General features: G+C 65.5%; 9 protein-coding genes. 6 read left to right on the top strand and 3 right to left on the bottom strand.

What is annotated here, in order from left to right:
• The first annotated feature begins 69 nt into the window (after positions 1-69).
• The 3 genes from NKG59_RS25715 (at position 70) to NKG59_RS25705 (ending at position 4,113) form a co-directional block, all read left to right on the top strand.
• Positions 70-1,617 (top strand): methyl-accepting chemotaxis protein, encoded by a 1,548-nt coding sequence (locus NKG59_RS25715; protein ID WP_045204799.1) that lies wholly within the window; start codon positions 70-72, stop codon positions 1,615-1,617.
• Positions 1,618-1,736: 119 nt separating this feature from the next.
• Positions 1,737-3,080 carry a hypothetical protein gene (locus NKG59_RS25710; RefSeq protein ID WP_045204798.1) on the top strand — a complete coding sequence of 448 codons (1,344 nt, stop codon included), beginning with the start codon at positions 1,737-1,739 and terminating at the stop codon, positions 3,078-3,080.
• Positions 3,081-3,201: 121 nt separating this feature from the next.
• On the top strand, positions 3,202-4,113 hold the full coding sequence (locus NKG59_RS25705) for an EamA family transporter (protein ID WP_082076085.1): 912 nt from the start codon (positions 3,202-3,204) through the stop codon (positions 4,111-4,113).
• A 4-nt stretch (positions 4,114-4,117) separates the two neighbouring features.
• Here NKG59_RS25705 and NKG59_RS25700 read toward each other — a convergent pair whose 3' ends face one another.
• From NKG59_RS25700 to NKG59_RS25690, 3 genes are all read right to left on the bottom strand, one after another.
• Positions 4,118-5,200, bottom strand: coding sequence for a M14 family metallopeptidase (locus NKG59_RS25700; RefSeq protein ID WP_253543029.1), 1,083 nt, complete (start codon positions 5,198-5,200; stop codon positions 4,118-4,120).
• Positions 5,201-5,356: 156 nt separating this feature from the next.
• Complete coding sequence (locus NKG59_RS25695; protein ID WP_045204795.1) at positions 5,357-6,568, bottom strand: ribonucleotide-diphosphate reductase subunit beta; 1,212 nt, start codon at positions 6,566-6,568, stop codon at positions 5,357-5,359.
• A 116-nt stretch (positions 6,569-6,684) separates the two neighbouring features.
• Entirely contained in the window at positions 6,685-9,657 is a 2,973-nt protein-coding gene (locus NKG59_RS25690; protein WP_045204794.1) for a ribonucleoside-diphosphate reductase subunit alpha, read from the bottom strand.
• Between the two features lie 650 nt (positions 9,658-10,307).
• Between NKG59_RS25690 and NKG59_RS25685 the strand changes: the two genes are divergently transcribed.
• From NKG59_RS25685 to NKG59_RS25675, 3 genes are read left to right on the top strand one after another with little or no spacing between them, the layout of a single operon-like run.
• Positions 10,308-12,338, top strand: a complete 2,031-nt coding sequence (locus tag NKG59_RS25685; protein WP_253543027.1) for a LamG domain-containing protein — start codon at positions 10,308-10,310, stop codon at positions 12,336-12,338.
• Between the two features lie 30 nt (positions 12,339-12,368).
• Positions 12,369-12,563, top strand: coding sequence for a hypothetical protein (locus NKG59_RS25680; RefSeq protein ID WP_045204792.1), 195 nt, complete (start codon positions 12,369-12,371; stop codon positions 12,561-12,563).
• Positions 12,564-12,599: 36 nt separating this feature from the next.
• Positions 12,600-14,759, top strand: coding sequence for a phosphocholine-specific phospholipase C (locus NKG59_RS25675; protein WP_253543025.1), 2,160 nt, complete (start codon positions 12,600-12,602; stop codon positions 14,757-14,759).
• Positions 14,760-14,950 lie beyond the last annotated feature (191 nt).

The raw sequence follows: 14,950 nt of genomic DNA, 5'->3' as shown, positions 1-14,950 counted from the left end.
TAAAGAAGACCACTCCACCGCCGTTACACCATTGGGGAGACGTCAAACAATAAGTGGAGAAAACGCGACATGCGACAGTGGACACTCAAAGCAAAGCTGCGTCTTGCGTTGGGCCTGATGTGGCTGGGGCTGATCGGCGTCGGCATCTGGAGCGCGATGGAGACCCGCGCGACCATGCTTGACGAGCGCAAAGTCGGCCTGCAAAACCTGGTGGACGCCGCCGAGGGCATCGCCAAGCTGTATCACGGCCGCGCGCAATCGGGCGCCATGAGCGAAGCCGACGCCAAGAAAGCCGCGCTGTCGACGCTGGCCTCGATGCGCTTCGGCTCCACCGGCTATCTCTTCGTGGTCGATTCGCAGTTCATCCTGCTGATGCACCCGACGCTGGCGGACATGGTCGGCAAGAGCACCGCGGGCTTCAAGGACCCGACCGGCAAACCGGTCTACCCGACCATCGTCAACGCCGCCAAAGATAAGGGCTTCGGCTTTGCCGAATACCAGGGCCGCCTGCCCGGCAGCGAGACCGCATTGCCGAAGATCGGCTACGTGAAGCACTTTGTGCCGTGGGACTGGAACATCTCCAGCGCCGTCTTTCTGCAAGAAGTGGATGCGGCGTACCGCCATTCGCTCATCGCCAATCTGATCGTCATTCTGCTGGTGGGCGGCGCGGTGTCGCTGGCCATGTCGCTCATCATCCGCAACGTGCAGCGCGGGCTGGGCGGCGAACCGAGCTACGCCGCCGAGATGGCACGCCGCATTGCCGGCGGTGACCTCGCCGTGCACGTGCAAACCCGCGCCGGCGACCGCGACAGCATGCTGGTCGCCATGGCGCAGATGCAGCAGCAACTGACCGGCACCATCGGCCATATCAAGACGTCGGCGGACTCGATCGCGAGTGCCACCAAGCAGATCGCCGCTGGGAATGCCGATCTGTCGCAACGCACGGAAGAGCAGGCTTCGTCGCTGGAGGAAACCGCCTCGAGCATGGAAGAGCTGACGAGCATCGTGCGTCAGAACGCCGACAACGCGCGCCAGGCGAGCACGTTGGCCGTCAACGCGTCGGACATCGCGACCAAGGGCGGCGAGGTGGTCGGCCGTGTGATCGACACCATGGCCGGCATCAACGAAAGCAGCAAGAAGATTGCCGACATCATCGGCGTAATCGAAGGCATCGCGTTCCAGACGAACATCCTGGCGCTCAATGCCGCGGTCGAGGCCGCGCGCGCCGGCGAACAGGGCCGCGGCTTTGCCGTGGTGGCCGGCGAGGTGCGCAACCTGGCGCAGCGCTCGGCGGGGGCCGCCAAGGAGATCAAGGAACTCATCGGCGATTCGGTTGGCCGCGTAGAAAACGGCACCACGCTGGTAGCCGAAGCCGGCAGCGTGATCGACGAGGTGGTGATCGCCGTCAAGCGCGTGACCGACATCATGGGCGAGATCAGTTCGGCCTCGGAAGAACAAAGCTCCGGCATCGAGCAGGTGAACCAGGCCGTGAACCAGATGGACGAGGTGACGCAGCAGAACGCCGCGCTGGTCGAGCAGGCTGCGGCCGCTGCGCTGTCGCTGGAAGAGCAGGCACAGGTGCTGCGGGACGCGGTGGCGTCGTTCCGCACCGCCTGATGGGTGCGATTTCACGTCCTATTCCCCCAACGAGGGGAGGGACGCGGCGCCGTTCTCTGGTGTGTCGCATGGTGCTATGCTGCGCGCCAGAGAATCGATAAAACCATGTTGGAATAGCCATGCCCGAGCGCAACCGGCCGCCATTCAGGGGCCCTTTTGGCGCGATTGCCGGGTCGACCACCAGCGTCTACGCCGCAGCTGGAGACACCGCCGGCGACGCCCATGAGCCGATGTCCGGCGGCCGCTCCAGTGCGGTGCGTGATGTCGCTGCACAGGATCTGGCCAGCGACACCGCGCTGTGGCGCTTTGCGCTGGCCGCAGAGCACGGCGGCCGCGCGCCCCACCCCGATGCCGCCTTGCGCGACGATCTTTCCGTCCTGCGCATCCTGCGCCACGCTGATGGCTTGCGCCTGCTCCGGCAGGGATTGCGCAGTGCGTTCCCGGGTTCGGCCCTGCGCCTGACCACCTTCTGGCCCGAAGAACAGCCGCACGCCTATCCGGCGCGCGCGGAAGCCCGCCCAGCGGAATTCGGCGATCTGCTCGTGCTGCTGCGCCTGCGCGGCGCGGTGCCGACGCTCGATTGCCGCGCGCTGTTTCTTACCAGCCGCCGCATCGATCAGCCCGACGATGCGCTCGACAAGCACCACGCGCTACCGCAGATCAACCTGTACGAAGGCTGGCCCGATTTCAACGTCTATGCGCGTTCGCCGATCAAGTCGCGCAACGCAACCTTCCTGGGCAAGTTTGACCTGTCGGCCGAGCTGGACCCGCTGCGCCGCGTTGGCCGCGATCAGCGTCAATGGCGCTACCTGACGCCCTGCACTGGCCTGCAGCAGTACGCGCAATGGCCTGGCGCACGGCCGGCTTCGCCGCTGCAATGGCGCTGGCCGTCGGGCGCGCAAGCCGGCGGCACACGACCCAGTTCCGGTTCGTTCACCGGCCTGCTTCGCCAGCTCGCACGCCCGGAAGGCCCCGGCGAAGATTGCTCCGCCGGCACCGATGTGCCGACCTGGGGCCGCCTCATCAACAGACTGCTCGACCACAGCTGGGAAGTCGCCCCGAGCCACGCGCTCAAGAGCGGCAATATCAGCTCGCTGGCGTTCTGGACGCGGCTGCGCGGCTTCCTGACGGCGGAATACCTGCTGGGCTCGCACTCGTTGCAGAAGGGTTTTGGGGCGTCGTTGCAGTTCGAGATGGCCAACGGCCTGCAGGACATCGCCCGCGACGACTGGACGGCCACCACCGGCTTCGACCCTGAAGACCTCGATGTGCCCGGTGTGCGCGGCACGCTGCAGCGCATCGCGGCGTCCAGACTCGCCGTCTTTGGCATGAGCGCTGAAGACCCGGCACCGCTCGCTGCCCCCCGCCCGCAGCGCGGCGTAACTCCGCGCCCCGATGGCGAGCGCGAAGGCCTGCGCGTGTTGCTGATCGACGTGATCCGCCCCAGCGCGGCCGCCCTGTAAGCACGCCAATTCGATAAAAAGCGACGCCCGCGCCGCCGAGAACGCAACGATTTCTCGGTGGCGCGCAGCTATGCTGTGGCGTTGCCCTGCTGCGCTTCCTGCCGCCCCTCCGCTGTCGCCCATGTCTTCCGCTGCTCCCGCCTCCGCCGCTTCCACAACAACAACCTCCCCCTGGATGCCCATCCTCGCGCTGATGGGTTCGATGGCCTCTGTGTGCCTTGGTAACTCGTTTGCCAAGACGCTGTTTCCGGTGCTGGGCGCAGCGGGCACGGTCACGTATCGCGTGACGATTGGCGCGGTGATCCTGCTGGCGTTCTGGCGGCCGTGGCGCCTGCACCTGAGCCGCGCAGATGCCGGCCGCATCGCGCTGTATGGCGTCACGCTGGCGAGCATGAACCTGCTGTTTTACCTGTCGCTGCAGCGGTTGCCGATCGGCATTGCGATCGCCATCGAATTCACGGGGCCACTGGTGCTGGCCGTGCTGCTGTCGCGCCGCGCGCTGGATTTCGTGTGGATCGGGCTGGCGGTGGTCGGCTTGCTCATGCTGACGGTGGCCGACAAGTCGGTCGGTCAGGTTGACCACCTGGGCGCGATGTATGCGCTGGCCGCCGGCGTGTGCTGGGCGCTCTACATCCTGACCGGCAAGAACCTCGGCGGCCTGCATGCGGGCCAGGCTACGTCGATCGGCATGCTGGTCGGTGCGCTGTTTGCGATTCCGTTTGGGGTGGCGCAGGCAGGGTCGGCGCTGCTCTCACCATCGCTCCTTCTGGCGGGACTGGGCATCGGCTTGCTGTCCAGCGCGATCCCGTATTCGCTGGAGATGGTGGCGCTCAAGCACCTCCCGGGCAAGACGTTTTCCGTGCTGCTGAGCCTGGAACCGGCCATCGGCGCGCTGGCCGGGGCCATCGTGCTGCACGAGCAGCTGACCGGGCGCCAGTGGGTGGCAATTCTGGCCATCATCGCCGCGTCGGCGGGGTGTGCGCTGACGGTGCGGGCGCCCAAGCCTTCACCTGATCCTGCCGGCGTCGCCTGACGCCCTAGCCGGAAAACCGCGCCAGCGCTTGCAGAACAGCCATGCGCGTCTGCGCGTAGACCATCCCCTTCCATTCCGGCACGTCGCAATAAAACGCATCGCGTAGCGCCTGGCGAATGCCGGCGCGTTGCGCGGCGCCCTGCTCCGGATGGCGATGCAGCCAATGGTCGGCGCGCAGCGCCTGCAGCACCGCCAGCGGCGCGAGCGTGCCGAACTCCAGCGTCACGCAGGTCTTTTCGATGCCGGGCAGCAGTTCGTATGCGATGCCGACCAGATCGCCCTTGACGACCGACGAGACCGAACCTGCCGCCGCAATCGGCCGAACATCGGCGCCCCAGGTGCGCACGGCGCGCTCCAGTTCGGCTAGATCGGGGCTGTTGAAGATCTTCTCGCCGTGGCCGTAGTGGCCGAGCCCGGTATGCAGGTCGATCCACACCAGGCGCGACATGCCGGCCGCATGCCGCGACACGATCCCGCGCATCTGCAGCGTGCTCCAGCACGGCGCGCTGCCGCCGTAGAACATGCCGTCCGGCACGCGGTATTGGCCGCTCGTTGCGGCGTCTTGCAGGGCCTTCTCGCCGCGGGTGACGATGTAGTGCTGCAACGCTGCCTGAACCGCCTGGCTGGGCGGCCACGTGCGCGGTAGCAAAAGCGGATCGACTTCGAGATAGGCCGGGTTGGCGGAAACGGCCTCGGCAAAGTCGACGCTGTTGCGGTTCAGGTCAACGTTGTCTTCATTCACACGCCTCAAGTGTGCAAAGCCGTACGGATTGACCGCGTGCACCAGCAGCAGTGCTACGTTGGCAGCCGCCAGCCGCGCGAATAGTTCGTCGTCTTGCAGCAAGCCACTCTGGCAACCGGAGCCGCAGAACCCCTCCACACCATGGACGCCGGAGGTGACGATCAGCAGCGTCTGGGCCTGCGCCGGCGCAAGCAGCGCGGTGTCGATGGAAAGCTGCTCGCCGGACGGCCCGACCACATCTGGATGCAGATGACGCTCGATGCGGAGCCCGCGGCTCTGAGCGGCGGCGAGGAACTTGCCGCGCGCTTCATCGTAGGTCTGCGAGAAGAAAGCTTCGACCGTCATGGCGGGAATCCGGGGGCAATGGTAGCCGCAGCGTGCCATGCCCGACAGGCGCGGCGCAACCGCACAAACGTGAATCGGCCACCCCAAAATGCAAACAGGCGACGCTTGTGCGTCGCCTGCTGTTTGCGTTGATGCGGGTCGAGCGGGTGGCTCAGATCACTCCCAGGACAGCGCGCCGCCGGTCTGGTACTCGATCACGCGCGTCTCGAAGAAGTTGCGTTCCTTCTTCAGGTCGATCATCTCGCTCATCCACGGGAACGGGTTTTCTTCGTTCGGGAACAGCGCGTCCAGGCCGATCTGCTGGCAGCGACGGTTGCAGATGAAGCGCAGGTAGCCCTTGAACATCGGCGCGTTCAGGCCCAGCACGCCGCGCGGCATGGTGTCTTCTGCGTAGCGGTATTCCAGGTCGACAGCCTTCTTGAACAGCTCCGTGATCTCAGCCTTGAACTCGGCCGTCCACAGGTGCGGGTTCTCCAGCTTGATCTGGTTGATCAGGTCGATACCGAAATTGCAGTGCAGCGACTCGTCGCGCAGGATGTACTGGTACTGCTCGGCGGCACCGGTCATCTTGTTCTGACGGCCCATCGCCAGGATCTGCGTGAAGCCGACGTAGAAGAACAGGCCTTCCATGATGCAGGCGAAGACGATGAGCGACTTCAGCAGCTTCTGATCGTTCTCGGGCGTGCCGGTCTTGAACGACGGATCGGTCAGCGTGTCGATGAACGGGATCAGGAACTCGTCCTTGTCGCGGATCGACTGCACTTCGTGGTACGCGTTGAAGATCTCGGCCTCGTTCAGGCCCAGCGACTCAACGATGTACTGGTACGCGTGCGTGTGGATCGCCTCTTCAAACGCCTGGCGCAGCAGGTACTGGCGGCATTCCGGCGCGGTGATCTGGCGGTATGTGCCCAGCACGATGTTGTTGGCGGCCAGCGAATCGGCCGTCACGAAGAAGCCCAGGTTGCGCTTGATGATGCGGCGCTCGTCTTCGGTCAGGCCGTTCGGGTCTTTCCACGTCGCGATGTCGCGCGACATGTTGATTTCCTGCGGCATCCAGTGGTTCGCGCAGCCGGCGAGGTACTTTTCCCAGGCCCACTTGTACTTGAACGGCACCAGCTGGTTGACGTCGGTGGCACCGTTGATGACGCGCTTGTCGGCGGCGTTCACGCGGCGGTTGCTCTGTGCGGCCGCGGCGTTCGGGTTATTGCCGAGAATGCCAGTGCCGACGGCGGCGGCCGTGGCCGACGGTGGCAGCACGCCGCCTTGGTCAGCGGTGGCCGTTTGCAGTTGCGGCTGCGGTTGATACACCGGCTGCGGTGCAGCCGAAGGTTGTGCGGCAGGCTTGACGTCGTCGTCCCAGCTCAGCATATGTGTTTCTCCTAATTCTTTGCTCGTCGCTCCCGCTCTTTTGGAGCGCGAGTCCAGTGTCGTTCAGGTCACGGCGCCCCCGCTTGCGCGGGAGCAACCTCAGACACTGTTTTGACTTATTGGCAGGCTTCGCATTCCTCGAAACCGGGGTCGCCCGGGCGCATCGTGCACACGGCGCCTTCAGCTTCCGGCATGGCCTGCGCGGTGGCGGCAGCGGCGTCCAGTGCGCTGGTCGGTGCGGCCGAAGTCACGCCGGATACACCTGCAGCCGACACACCGCCCGTATCGCTACCCGACGACACCGCATTCAGCGTGCCGCGCGACACGGTCGACTTCTCGACGTGCGTGGCGCCGATCGTGCGCAGGTAATACGTGGTCTTCAGGCCGCGCAGCCACGCCAGCTTGTACGTGTCGTCCAGCTTCTTGCCCGACGCGCCGGCCATGTAGATGTTCAACGACTGCGCCTGGTCGATCCACTTCTGGCGACGCGAGGCAGCTTCCACCAGCCATTGCGGCTCCACTTCGAAAGCCGTTGCGTACAGGTCGCGCAGGTCTTGCGGGATGCGGTCGATGCGGGCCAGCGAGCCGTCGAAGTACTTCAGGTCGGCGACCATCACTTCGTCCCACAGGCCGCGTGCCTTCAGGTCGCGCACCAGGTAGTCGTTGACCACCGTGAACTCACCCGACAGGTTCGACTTGACGTACAGGTTCTGGTACGTCGGCTCGATACAGGCCGACACGCCGATGATGTTGGAGATCGTCGCCGTCGGGGCAATCGCCACGCAGTTCGAGTTGCGCATGCCGAACTGCTTGATGCGGCCGCGCAGGCTGTCCCAGTCCATCGTCGACGACATATCCGTTTCCAGATAGCCGCCGCGCTCTTCGGCCAGCAGCTTGAGCGAGTCTTGCGGCAGGATGCCGCGATCCCACAGCGAGCCCTTGTAGCTGCTGTAACGGCCACGCTCTTCAGCCAGTTCGGTCGACGCCAGGTAGGCGTAGTAGCACACGGCTTCCATCGAAGTGTCGGCAAACTGCACCGCAGCATCGCTGGCGTACGGCACACGCAGCACGTGCAGCGCGTCCTGGAAGCCCATGATGCCCATGCCGACCGGACGGTGGCGCAGGTTGGAGTCACGTGCCTTCTTGACCGCGTAGTAGTTGATGTCGATCACGTTGTCGAGCATGCGCATGGCCGTGCGCACGGTCTTCTTCAGCTTCTCGTGATCGAGCACCACGCTGCCGTCCGCCTGCTTGATCAGGTGGGCGACCAGGTTGACCGAACCCAGGTTGCACACGGCGATTTCGCTGTCGTTGGTGTTCAGCGTGATTTCCGTGCACAGGTTGGAGCTATGCACCACGCCCACGTGCTGCTGCGGGCTGCGGATGTTGCACGGATCCTTGAACGTGATCCACGGGTGGCCGGTTTCGAACAGCATGCCCAGCATCTTGCGCCACAGTTGCAGCGCCGGCATCTTCTTGAAGAGCTTGATCTCGCCGCGCGCGACCTTGTCTTCATAAGCCAGGTAGGCCTGCTCGAATGCCTTGCCAACCTTGTCGTGCAGGTCCGGGCAGGTGGACGGCGAGAACAGCGTCCACTCGCCACCTTCCATCACGCGCTTCATGAACAGGTCGGGAATCCAGTTCGCCGTGTTCATGTCGTGCGTGCGGCGGCGGTCGTCGCCGGTGTTCTTGCGCAGTTCCAGGAATTCTTCGATGTCCAGGTGCCACGTTTCCAGGTACGCGCAGACGGCGCCCTTGCGCTTGCCGCCCTGGTTCACGGCCACGGCCGTGTCGTTGACCACCTTCAGGAACGGCACCACGCCTTGGCTCTTGCCGTTGGTGCCCTTGATGTGCGAGCCGAGTGCGCGCACGTTGGTCCAGTCGTTGCCCAGGCCGCCTGCGAACTTGGAGAGCAGCGCGTTTTCCTTCAGCGCCTCGTAAATGCCGTCCAGATCATCCGACACGGTGGTCAGGTAGCACGACGACAGCTGCGAACGGCGCGTGCCCGAGTTGAACAGCGTCGGCGTGCTCGACATGAAGTCGAACGACGACAGCAGCTGGTAGAACTCGATGGCGCGGGCTTCGCGGTCGATTTCGTTCAGCGCCAGGCCCATCGCCACGCGCATGAAGAACGCCTGCGGCATCTCGATGCGGGTTTCGTTGATGTGCAGGAAGTAGCGGTCGTACAGCGTCTGCAGGCCGAGGTAGTTGAACTGGAAGTCGCGCGAGGCGTCCAGCGCCGCACCCAGGCGAGCCAGGTCGAACTGCGCCAGCTTGTCGTCCAGCAGCTCGGCGTTGATGCCGCGCTTGATGAACTGCGGGAAGTAGTCGACGTAACGCGTGCTCATTTCCGCTTGCGTGACTTCTTCGCCGAGGATCTCGCGGCGGATCGTGTGCATCAGGATGCGCGCCGTGACCTGGCTGTATGCCGGGTCCTTTTCGATCAGGGTACGCGAGGCCAGGATGGCCGAGTCGTACACCTGCGTCATCGGCACGCCTTCATACAGGTTCTTGACCGTTTCCTTGAGGATCGGCTCCGGGTCCACTGCTTCGCCCAGCCCTTCGCAGGCCGAGACGATCACGTTGCGCAGCGCTGCCATGTCCAGCGGGCGGGTGATGCCGCCGTCGGTCACGTTGAGGCCGATGAAGGCCGGTTGCTGCTGGGTTTCGCCGGCTTGCGCGCGCTCCTGGGCGCGGCGCTCGCGGTACAGCACGTAGGCGCGGGCCACGTCGTGCTCGCCCGAGCGCATCAGGGCCAGTTCCACCTGGTCCTGCACGTCTTCGATATGGAACGTGCCGCCGTTCGGGCGGCTGCGCAGCAATGCGCGCACGACGTTCTGCGTTTGTTGGTCGACCAGCTCGCGCACACGCGCGGAAGCAGCACCCTGCCCGCCATTCACGGCGAGGAAGGCCTTGGTCATGGCCACTGCGATCTTCGAAGGCTCGAAGCTGACCACGGCGCCGTTGCGGCGGATGATCTTGTAGTCCGCGTAGCCAGTGCTGGGGGCAGCGGCCGTGCCGCCAGCGCTTTGCGCAAATTGGGAGGGGTTGGCGGTGCCGGAGTGGATTTCTGGTTGGGCCGTCTGCATGTGGACTCCTGTTGAACCGTTCGTTTTATTGGCGCGCCGAGGGTGAAGCACCCTGGGCGAATCCTTGCGCTACGCGGAGAAATGAGACGGAAAAGACCCCTGCCTTTCCTCAGCCCCCAAGCGCCGGCTCGACCTGCCGTACGCTCGCCCCCGCGTGGCGCTGAAATAAGAATCCCGGAAAGCGACCACTACATCTAGTGTCCAACTCCGGGATTGACGCTAAGTATAGTGGCCCAATCGAATTTGCCTAGACTTGACAGGTGGGGGCAGAGGACTATTTTTCACCCGCAAATGCAGTGCCGCAAACCCGCCACCCCAGGCAGCACAACGGGTCGGCGGGGCTGGCGTGCGGCGTCGCAATGACCGCCTCTTCAGAATAATTCTTTCTATCGACGTCGCAAGCTCAATAGACGTCACCTCATCCACGGTAGGGGCACGTGTGCCGCGCACTGCACTGGTGCAGGCGTGCTGCGCCCCGCGCCCTCCTAGACATTCCCCCCGCTCAAGAAATCCGAATAGCCGCATCAGCATTCTTGCCGCGGCTGTCACTTGAGCGACAGGCCCCCACCCTACGCTTCGGTCGCATTGCAGGGAGCGCAATCACAGCGGCGGGACACCGAGCGCCGCACACAACGACCGAGGAAATCGACATGGCTTGGAATCAACCCGCCCGCCGCCTGCTGACGGCTGCGCTGGGCACGACGGTGGCCGCTACGCTGGCGACCACCTTGACCGCATGCGGCGGCGGCGACGGCAGCCCCATCGCCAACCAGGGCAACACGGATGCGCCGACCACCAGCGCCAGCAAGAAAGTGCTGGTGGTCGGGGTAGACGGTGCCACCTATGCGCAGGTGCAGAGCGCGCTCCTGCAGCGCAGCTTGCCGAACCTGGGCACCCTGGCGGTGATGCCGGCTTCGACCGGCGGCACGCTGGGTACCACCACCGCCCAACCGCCGCTGGACACGCCAAGCTGGGCCACCGTGCTGACCGGCACCTGGCAGAACCGCCACAGCGTGACGGACGACACCGTCACCGCCTTGGCCGCCCCGAGCGTCTTCAGCTATGCGCGCAGCGCCGCCAAGGCGGCCGGCACCACGCAACGCCTGGGCGCCGCCGTCAGTTCGGCCGTGCTGCCCGCGCTGCTCAAGTCGGATCAGCAAGCCGGCAATCTCGACACGCTCGTCGACTGCGCCCAGGTGGACACCTGCGTGACGCAGAACAGCGTGAAGCTGGTGCAGTCGGGTTACGACGTCGTCTTCGCGCAATACACCGCGCCGGCTGCGGCCGCGCTGGCTTCCGGCGTGCAAAGCGACGCGTACGCGGCTGCGCTGGCCAACGTCGATCAGGCGCTGGGCACGTTGCAGGCTGCCATCGCCCAGCGCCGCACCGCCAACCCGAACGAAGACTGGCTTGTCGTCGTGACCACCAGCCACGGTCTGGACGCCACAGGTGCCACGACGTCGGCGCCGACGCTGGAAAACCGCACCGCGTTCATCGCACTGAACAAGAGCGTCAATCCGGTGCTCGGCAAGAACGGCATGGCCGCGCCCACGTCGGAAGCCGCGCTCGCTGCCCTGCCGAGCGAGGCCGACATCGTGCCGACCGTGCTGGCGCAATTGAACGCCGCCGTGCCGGCCACCGCCCACAAGTTGGATGGCGCAGCGCTCACCGCCAACGCGATCGGCGTGCGCAACCTCCAGAGCGCCGTGGGCGCGTACAGCGCATCGCTGGTGCTGAACTGGCAGAACCCGACAGCAGCGAGCGGCCCCATCACCGTGCTGCGCGACGGCAAGCCGGTTGCCACGCTACCCGCCACGGCCACGCAGTACACCGACAGCAACATCGCGACCGCAAGCGGTATCTACCGCATCAACTACACGCTGGTGCGCAACAACGTGCCGGTGTCGATGCTTGCGCAGATCGCCTACGTTGCACCGACGCCGCTGGCGACGTCGCTCACCAACGGCCTGGCCGCGTACTACAGCTTCGACCCGCTGCCGCCCACCGACCGTAAAGCCAGTTCGACGATCGGCCCGTGGGTGGCAGGCACCGACGGCGGTTCTGCGGCAACCGACCCGTTTGGCGGCACGGCGCTTTCGGTCGATTCGCGCATCGACGCCTACAAGCTCACGCAGAACGGCGCCGACATCGCGCAGAGCCCGCAGTTCACGATTGGCTTCTGGTTCAAGTCGGATTGCTCCCAGGGCAACGGCACCGGCGAGCCGATCCTCGCCAACAAGGACTACTACTCCGGCTCCAATGCCGGCATCGCTATCGGCCTGTGGGGCGGCTGCGAAGTGCGCTTCAACCTGGGTAGCGGCGGCAAGCGCGACGACATCCAGGGCATGAAGTTCAGCGCCAATCAGTGGGCCTATCTCGCCCTGTCGGTCGACGCGCAGGCCAAGCTTTTCAGCGCTTACATCCTCGACCCGGTGCTCGGCGAGCAGAAGTTGGAAGACAAGGCCATCGCCAATACCGACGTCACCAAGCTCAATGGCCTGGCCACCAAGGTCTGGGGCCTGAACGACGACGCCACACACAACTACGTGCCCAACAACCCGGGCTCGCTCAAGGGCGTGATGGCCTACGACGACCTCGCCATGTGGACGCGCCGGCTGACGCTGGACGAACTCAAGACGATCAACGGCTCGCACCAGCCGCTGTCGTCGCTGAACCCCTGATCCCCTCCCCCAACCCGAACGAGATCGCTCATGAAGCCCTTCATCAACCCTCTCGCGCGGCCGCACTGGCTGGCCGCCGTGCTGCTGTGCGCCGCCACCTTGTCGTTGACAGCCTGCGGCGGCGATTCGAACGACGGCACGCCGAGCACGGGCCCTGGCGCCGCCCAGCCGGATCAACCCGGCCAGCCGCCGGCCAACAAGCCGACCCTGCACTGCGCTCCGTAACGCGCGGCTTCCCATCGACTTGCGTTTGAGACCGACATGACTTCCGACACGAACCACGCCAACAACGGCAGCCGCCGCAACTTCCTCAAGATGGCCAGCACGGGGGCGATTTCCGCCGCCGCGCTCGCCGCCTTCCCGCCGTCGATCCGCCATGCGCTGGCGATTCCCGCCAACAACGCCACCGGCACGATGCGCGACGTTGAACACGTGGTGATCCTGATGCAGGAGAACCGCTCGTTCGACAACTACTTCGGCACGCTGCAAGGTGTGCGCGGCTTCGGCGACCGCTTCCCCATCCCGCTGGCCGGCGGGCTGAACGTCTGGCAGCAGACCTACGTGCCAAGCAGCGGGCCGAGCCGCACGGTGCTGCCGTATTACCTCGACAGCAGCGCCGGCAACGCGCAGCGCGTGTCGGGCACGCCGCACAGCTACCCCGATGCCCAAAACGCATGGGACCTCGGCCGCATGAGCAAGTGGCCGACCTACAAGCAGACGCAGTCGATGGGCTATTACAAGCAGGCCGAGCTGGACTTCCAGTTTGCGCTGGCCAACGCCTTCACGCTGTGCGATGCGTACCACTGCTCGTTCCACGGCGGCACCAACACCAACCGCCTGTTCCACTGGACGGGCACGAACGACCCGACGGGCGCTGCAGGCGGCCCAGTCATCGACAACAGCGGCGACCACCTCGACGCCGGCGTCACGTACAACTGGAAGACCTACCCGGAACGCCTGCAGGCTGCCGGCGTGTCGTGGAAGGTCTACCAGAACATGCCGGACAACTTCACCGACAACCCGCTCGCCGGCTTCAAGGCCTACCGCGATGCCAACACCGCGCGTGGCAACCTGGCCGACGGCAGCCCGTTCCCACCGTACACGCCGGCCGACGAAACCGTCAGCCCGCTCATCAAGGGCGTCGGCAACACCATGCCCGACGGCGGCTTCCTGCAGGCCTTGAAGGACGACATCGCCGCAGGCCTTCTGCCGCAGGTGTCGTGGATCGTGGCACCGGCCACGTATTCCGAGCACCCCGGCCCGTCAAGCCCCGTGCAGGGCGCGTGGTACACGCAGGAAGTGCTCAACGCACTCACCGCCAACCCGGCCGTGTGGAGCAAGACCGTGCTGTTCATCAACTTCGATGAAAACGACGGCTTCTTCGACCACGTGCCGCCGCCCGCAGCCCCCGCCTATGACAACGGCGTGCTGGCCGGCAAATCGACGGTCAGCACGGCCGGCGAATACCACACGGACCAACACCCCTATGGCCCCGGCCCGCGCGTGCCGATGTACATCGTCTCGCCGTGGAGCCGCGGCGGCTGGGTCAACTCGCAGGCGTTCGATCACACCTCGGTGCTGCGTTTCCTCGAACTGCGCTTCAACGTCCAGGAGACGAACATCAGCGCATACCGTCGCGCCGTGCTGGGCGACCTGACCAGCGCCTTCAACTTCGTCAACCCGAACAACGAGACGCTGCCGACGCTGCCCAGCCGCGACAAGGCAACCGCCGACTCCATCCGCACCGCGCAAGGGTTGCAGCCGCAAGTGCCGCTGCCCTCGGTGACGGCGCAGCAGATGCCGACACAAGCCTCCGGCACCCGCCCCTCGCGCGCCCTGCCGTACGAGCTGCATGTCAGCGCGCGCGAAGACGCCACCAACCGCGCGTTGCGCCTGATCTTCAGCAACACCGGCACGGCCGCCGCCGTCTTCCACGTGTACGACCGCCTGCATCTGGACCGCGTGCCGCGCCGCTATGCGGTCGAGCCCGGCAAGATGCTCGACGATGCGTGGGACGTCTTCACCGCCGACAAGGGCAAGTACGACCTGTGGGTGCTCGGCCCCAACGGCTTCCACCGCGCGTTCTCGGGCGATGTGAGTGCCATGTCGGCAGCGGGATCAAGCGCACCGGAAATCCGCGTCTGCTACGACCTGGCCAACGCCGAGGTCTACGTGACGATGATGAACACCGGCACCGCCGGCTGCACCTTCACCGTCAAACCCAACGCCTACCGCACCGACGGCCCGTGGACGTTCGACATCCCGGCCGGCAAGCAGCTCGACCAGCACTGGCCGATCGCGCGCCAGGGCAACTGGTACGACTTTACGGTGACGGTGCCGCAAGGCGGCTTCACGCGGCGCTTTGCCGGCCGCATGGAAACGGGCAAGGACAGCGTGTCAGACCCGGCGATGGGCGCCTGAGGCAGGTCGCGAAGTAGAAAGAGAAGCAAGGGAAGATGCGGGCGGCCCCCGAAAGGAGGCTGCCCGCTTGCGTTTCGGCGCGTGCGTAGGGCGTGCGTGAATCGCCCCGGCTTTCCTAGACACCCGCGAGCCGTTGGGAATGGCGTTGTTCGAACTCTACCGGTGATAGACCGTTGGCGCTCGAATGACGC

This window comes from Ralstonia chuxiongensis (assembly GCF_024158925.1).
Classification (GTDB): domain Bacteria; phylum Pseudomonadota; class Gammaproteobacteria; order Burkholderiales; family Burkholderiaceae; genus Ralstonia; species Ralstonia chuxiongensis.
This window is presented reverse-complemented; position numbering and strand designations above follow the sequence as displayed.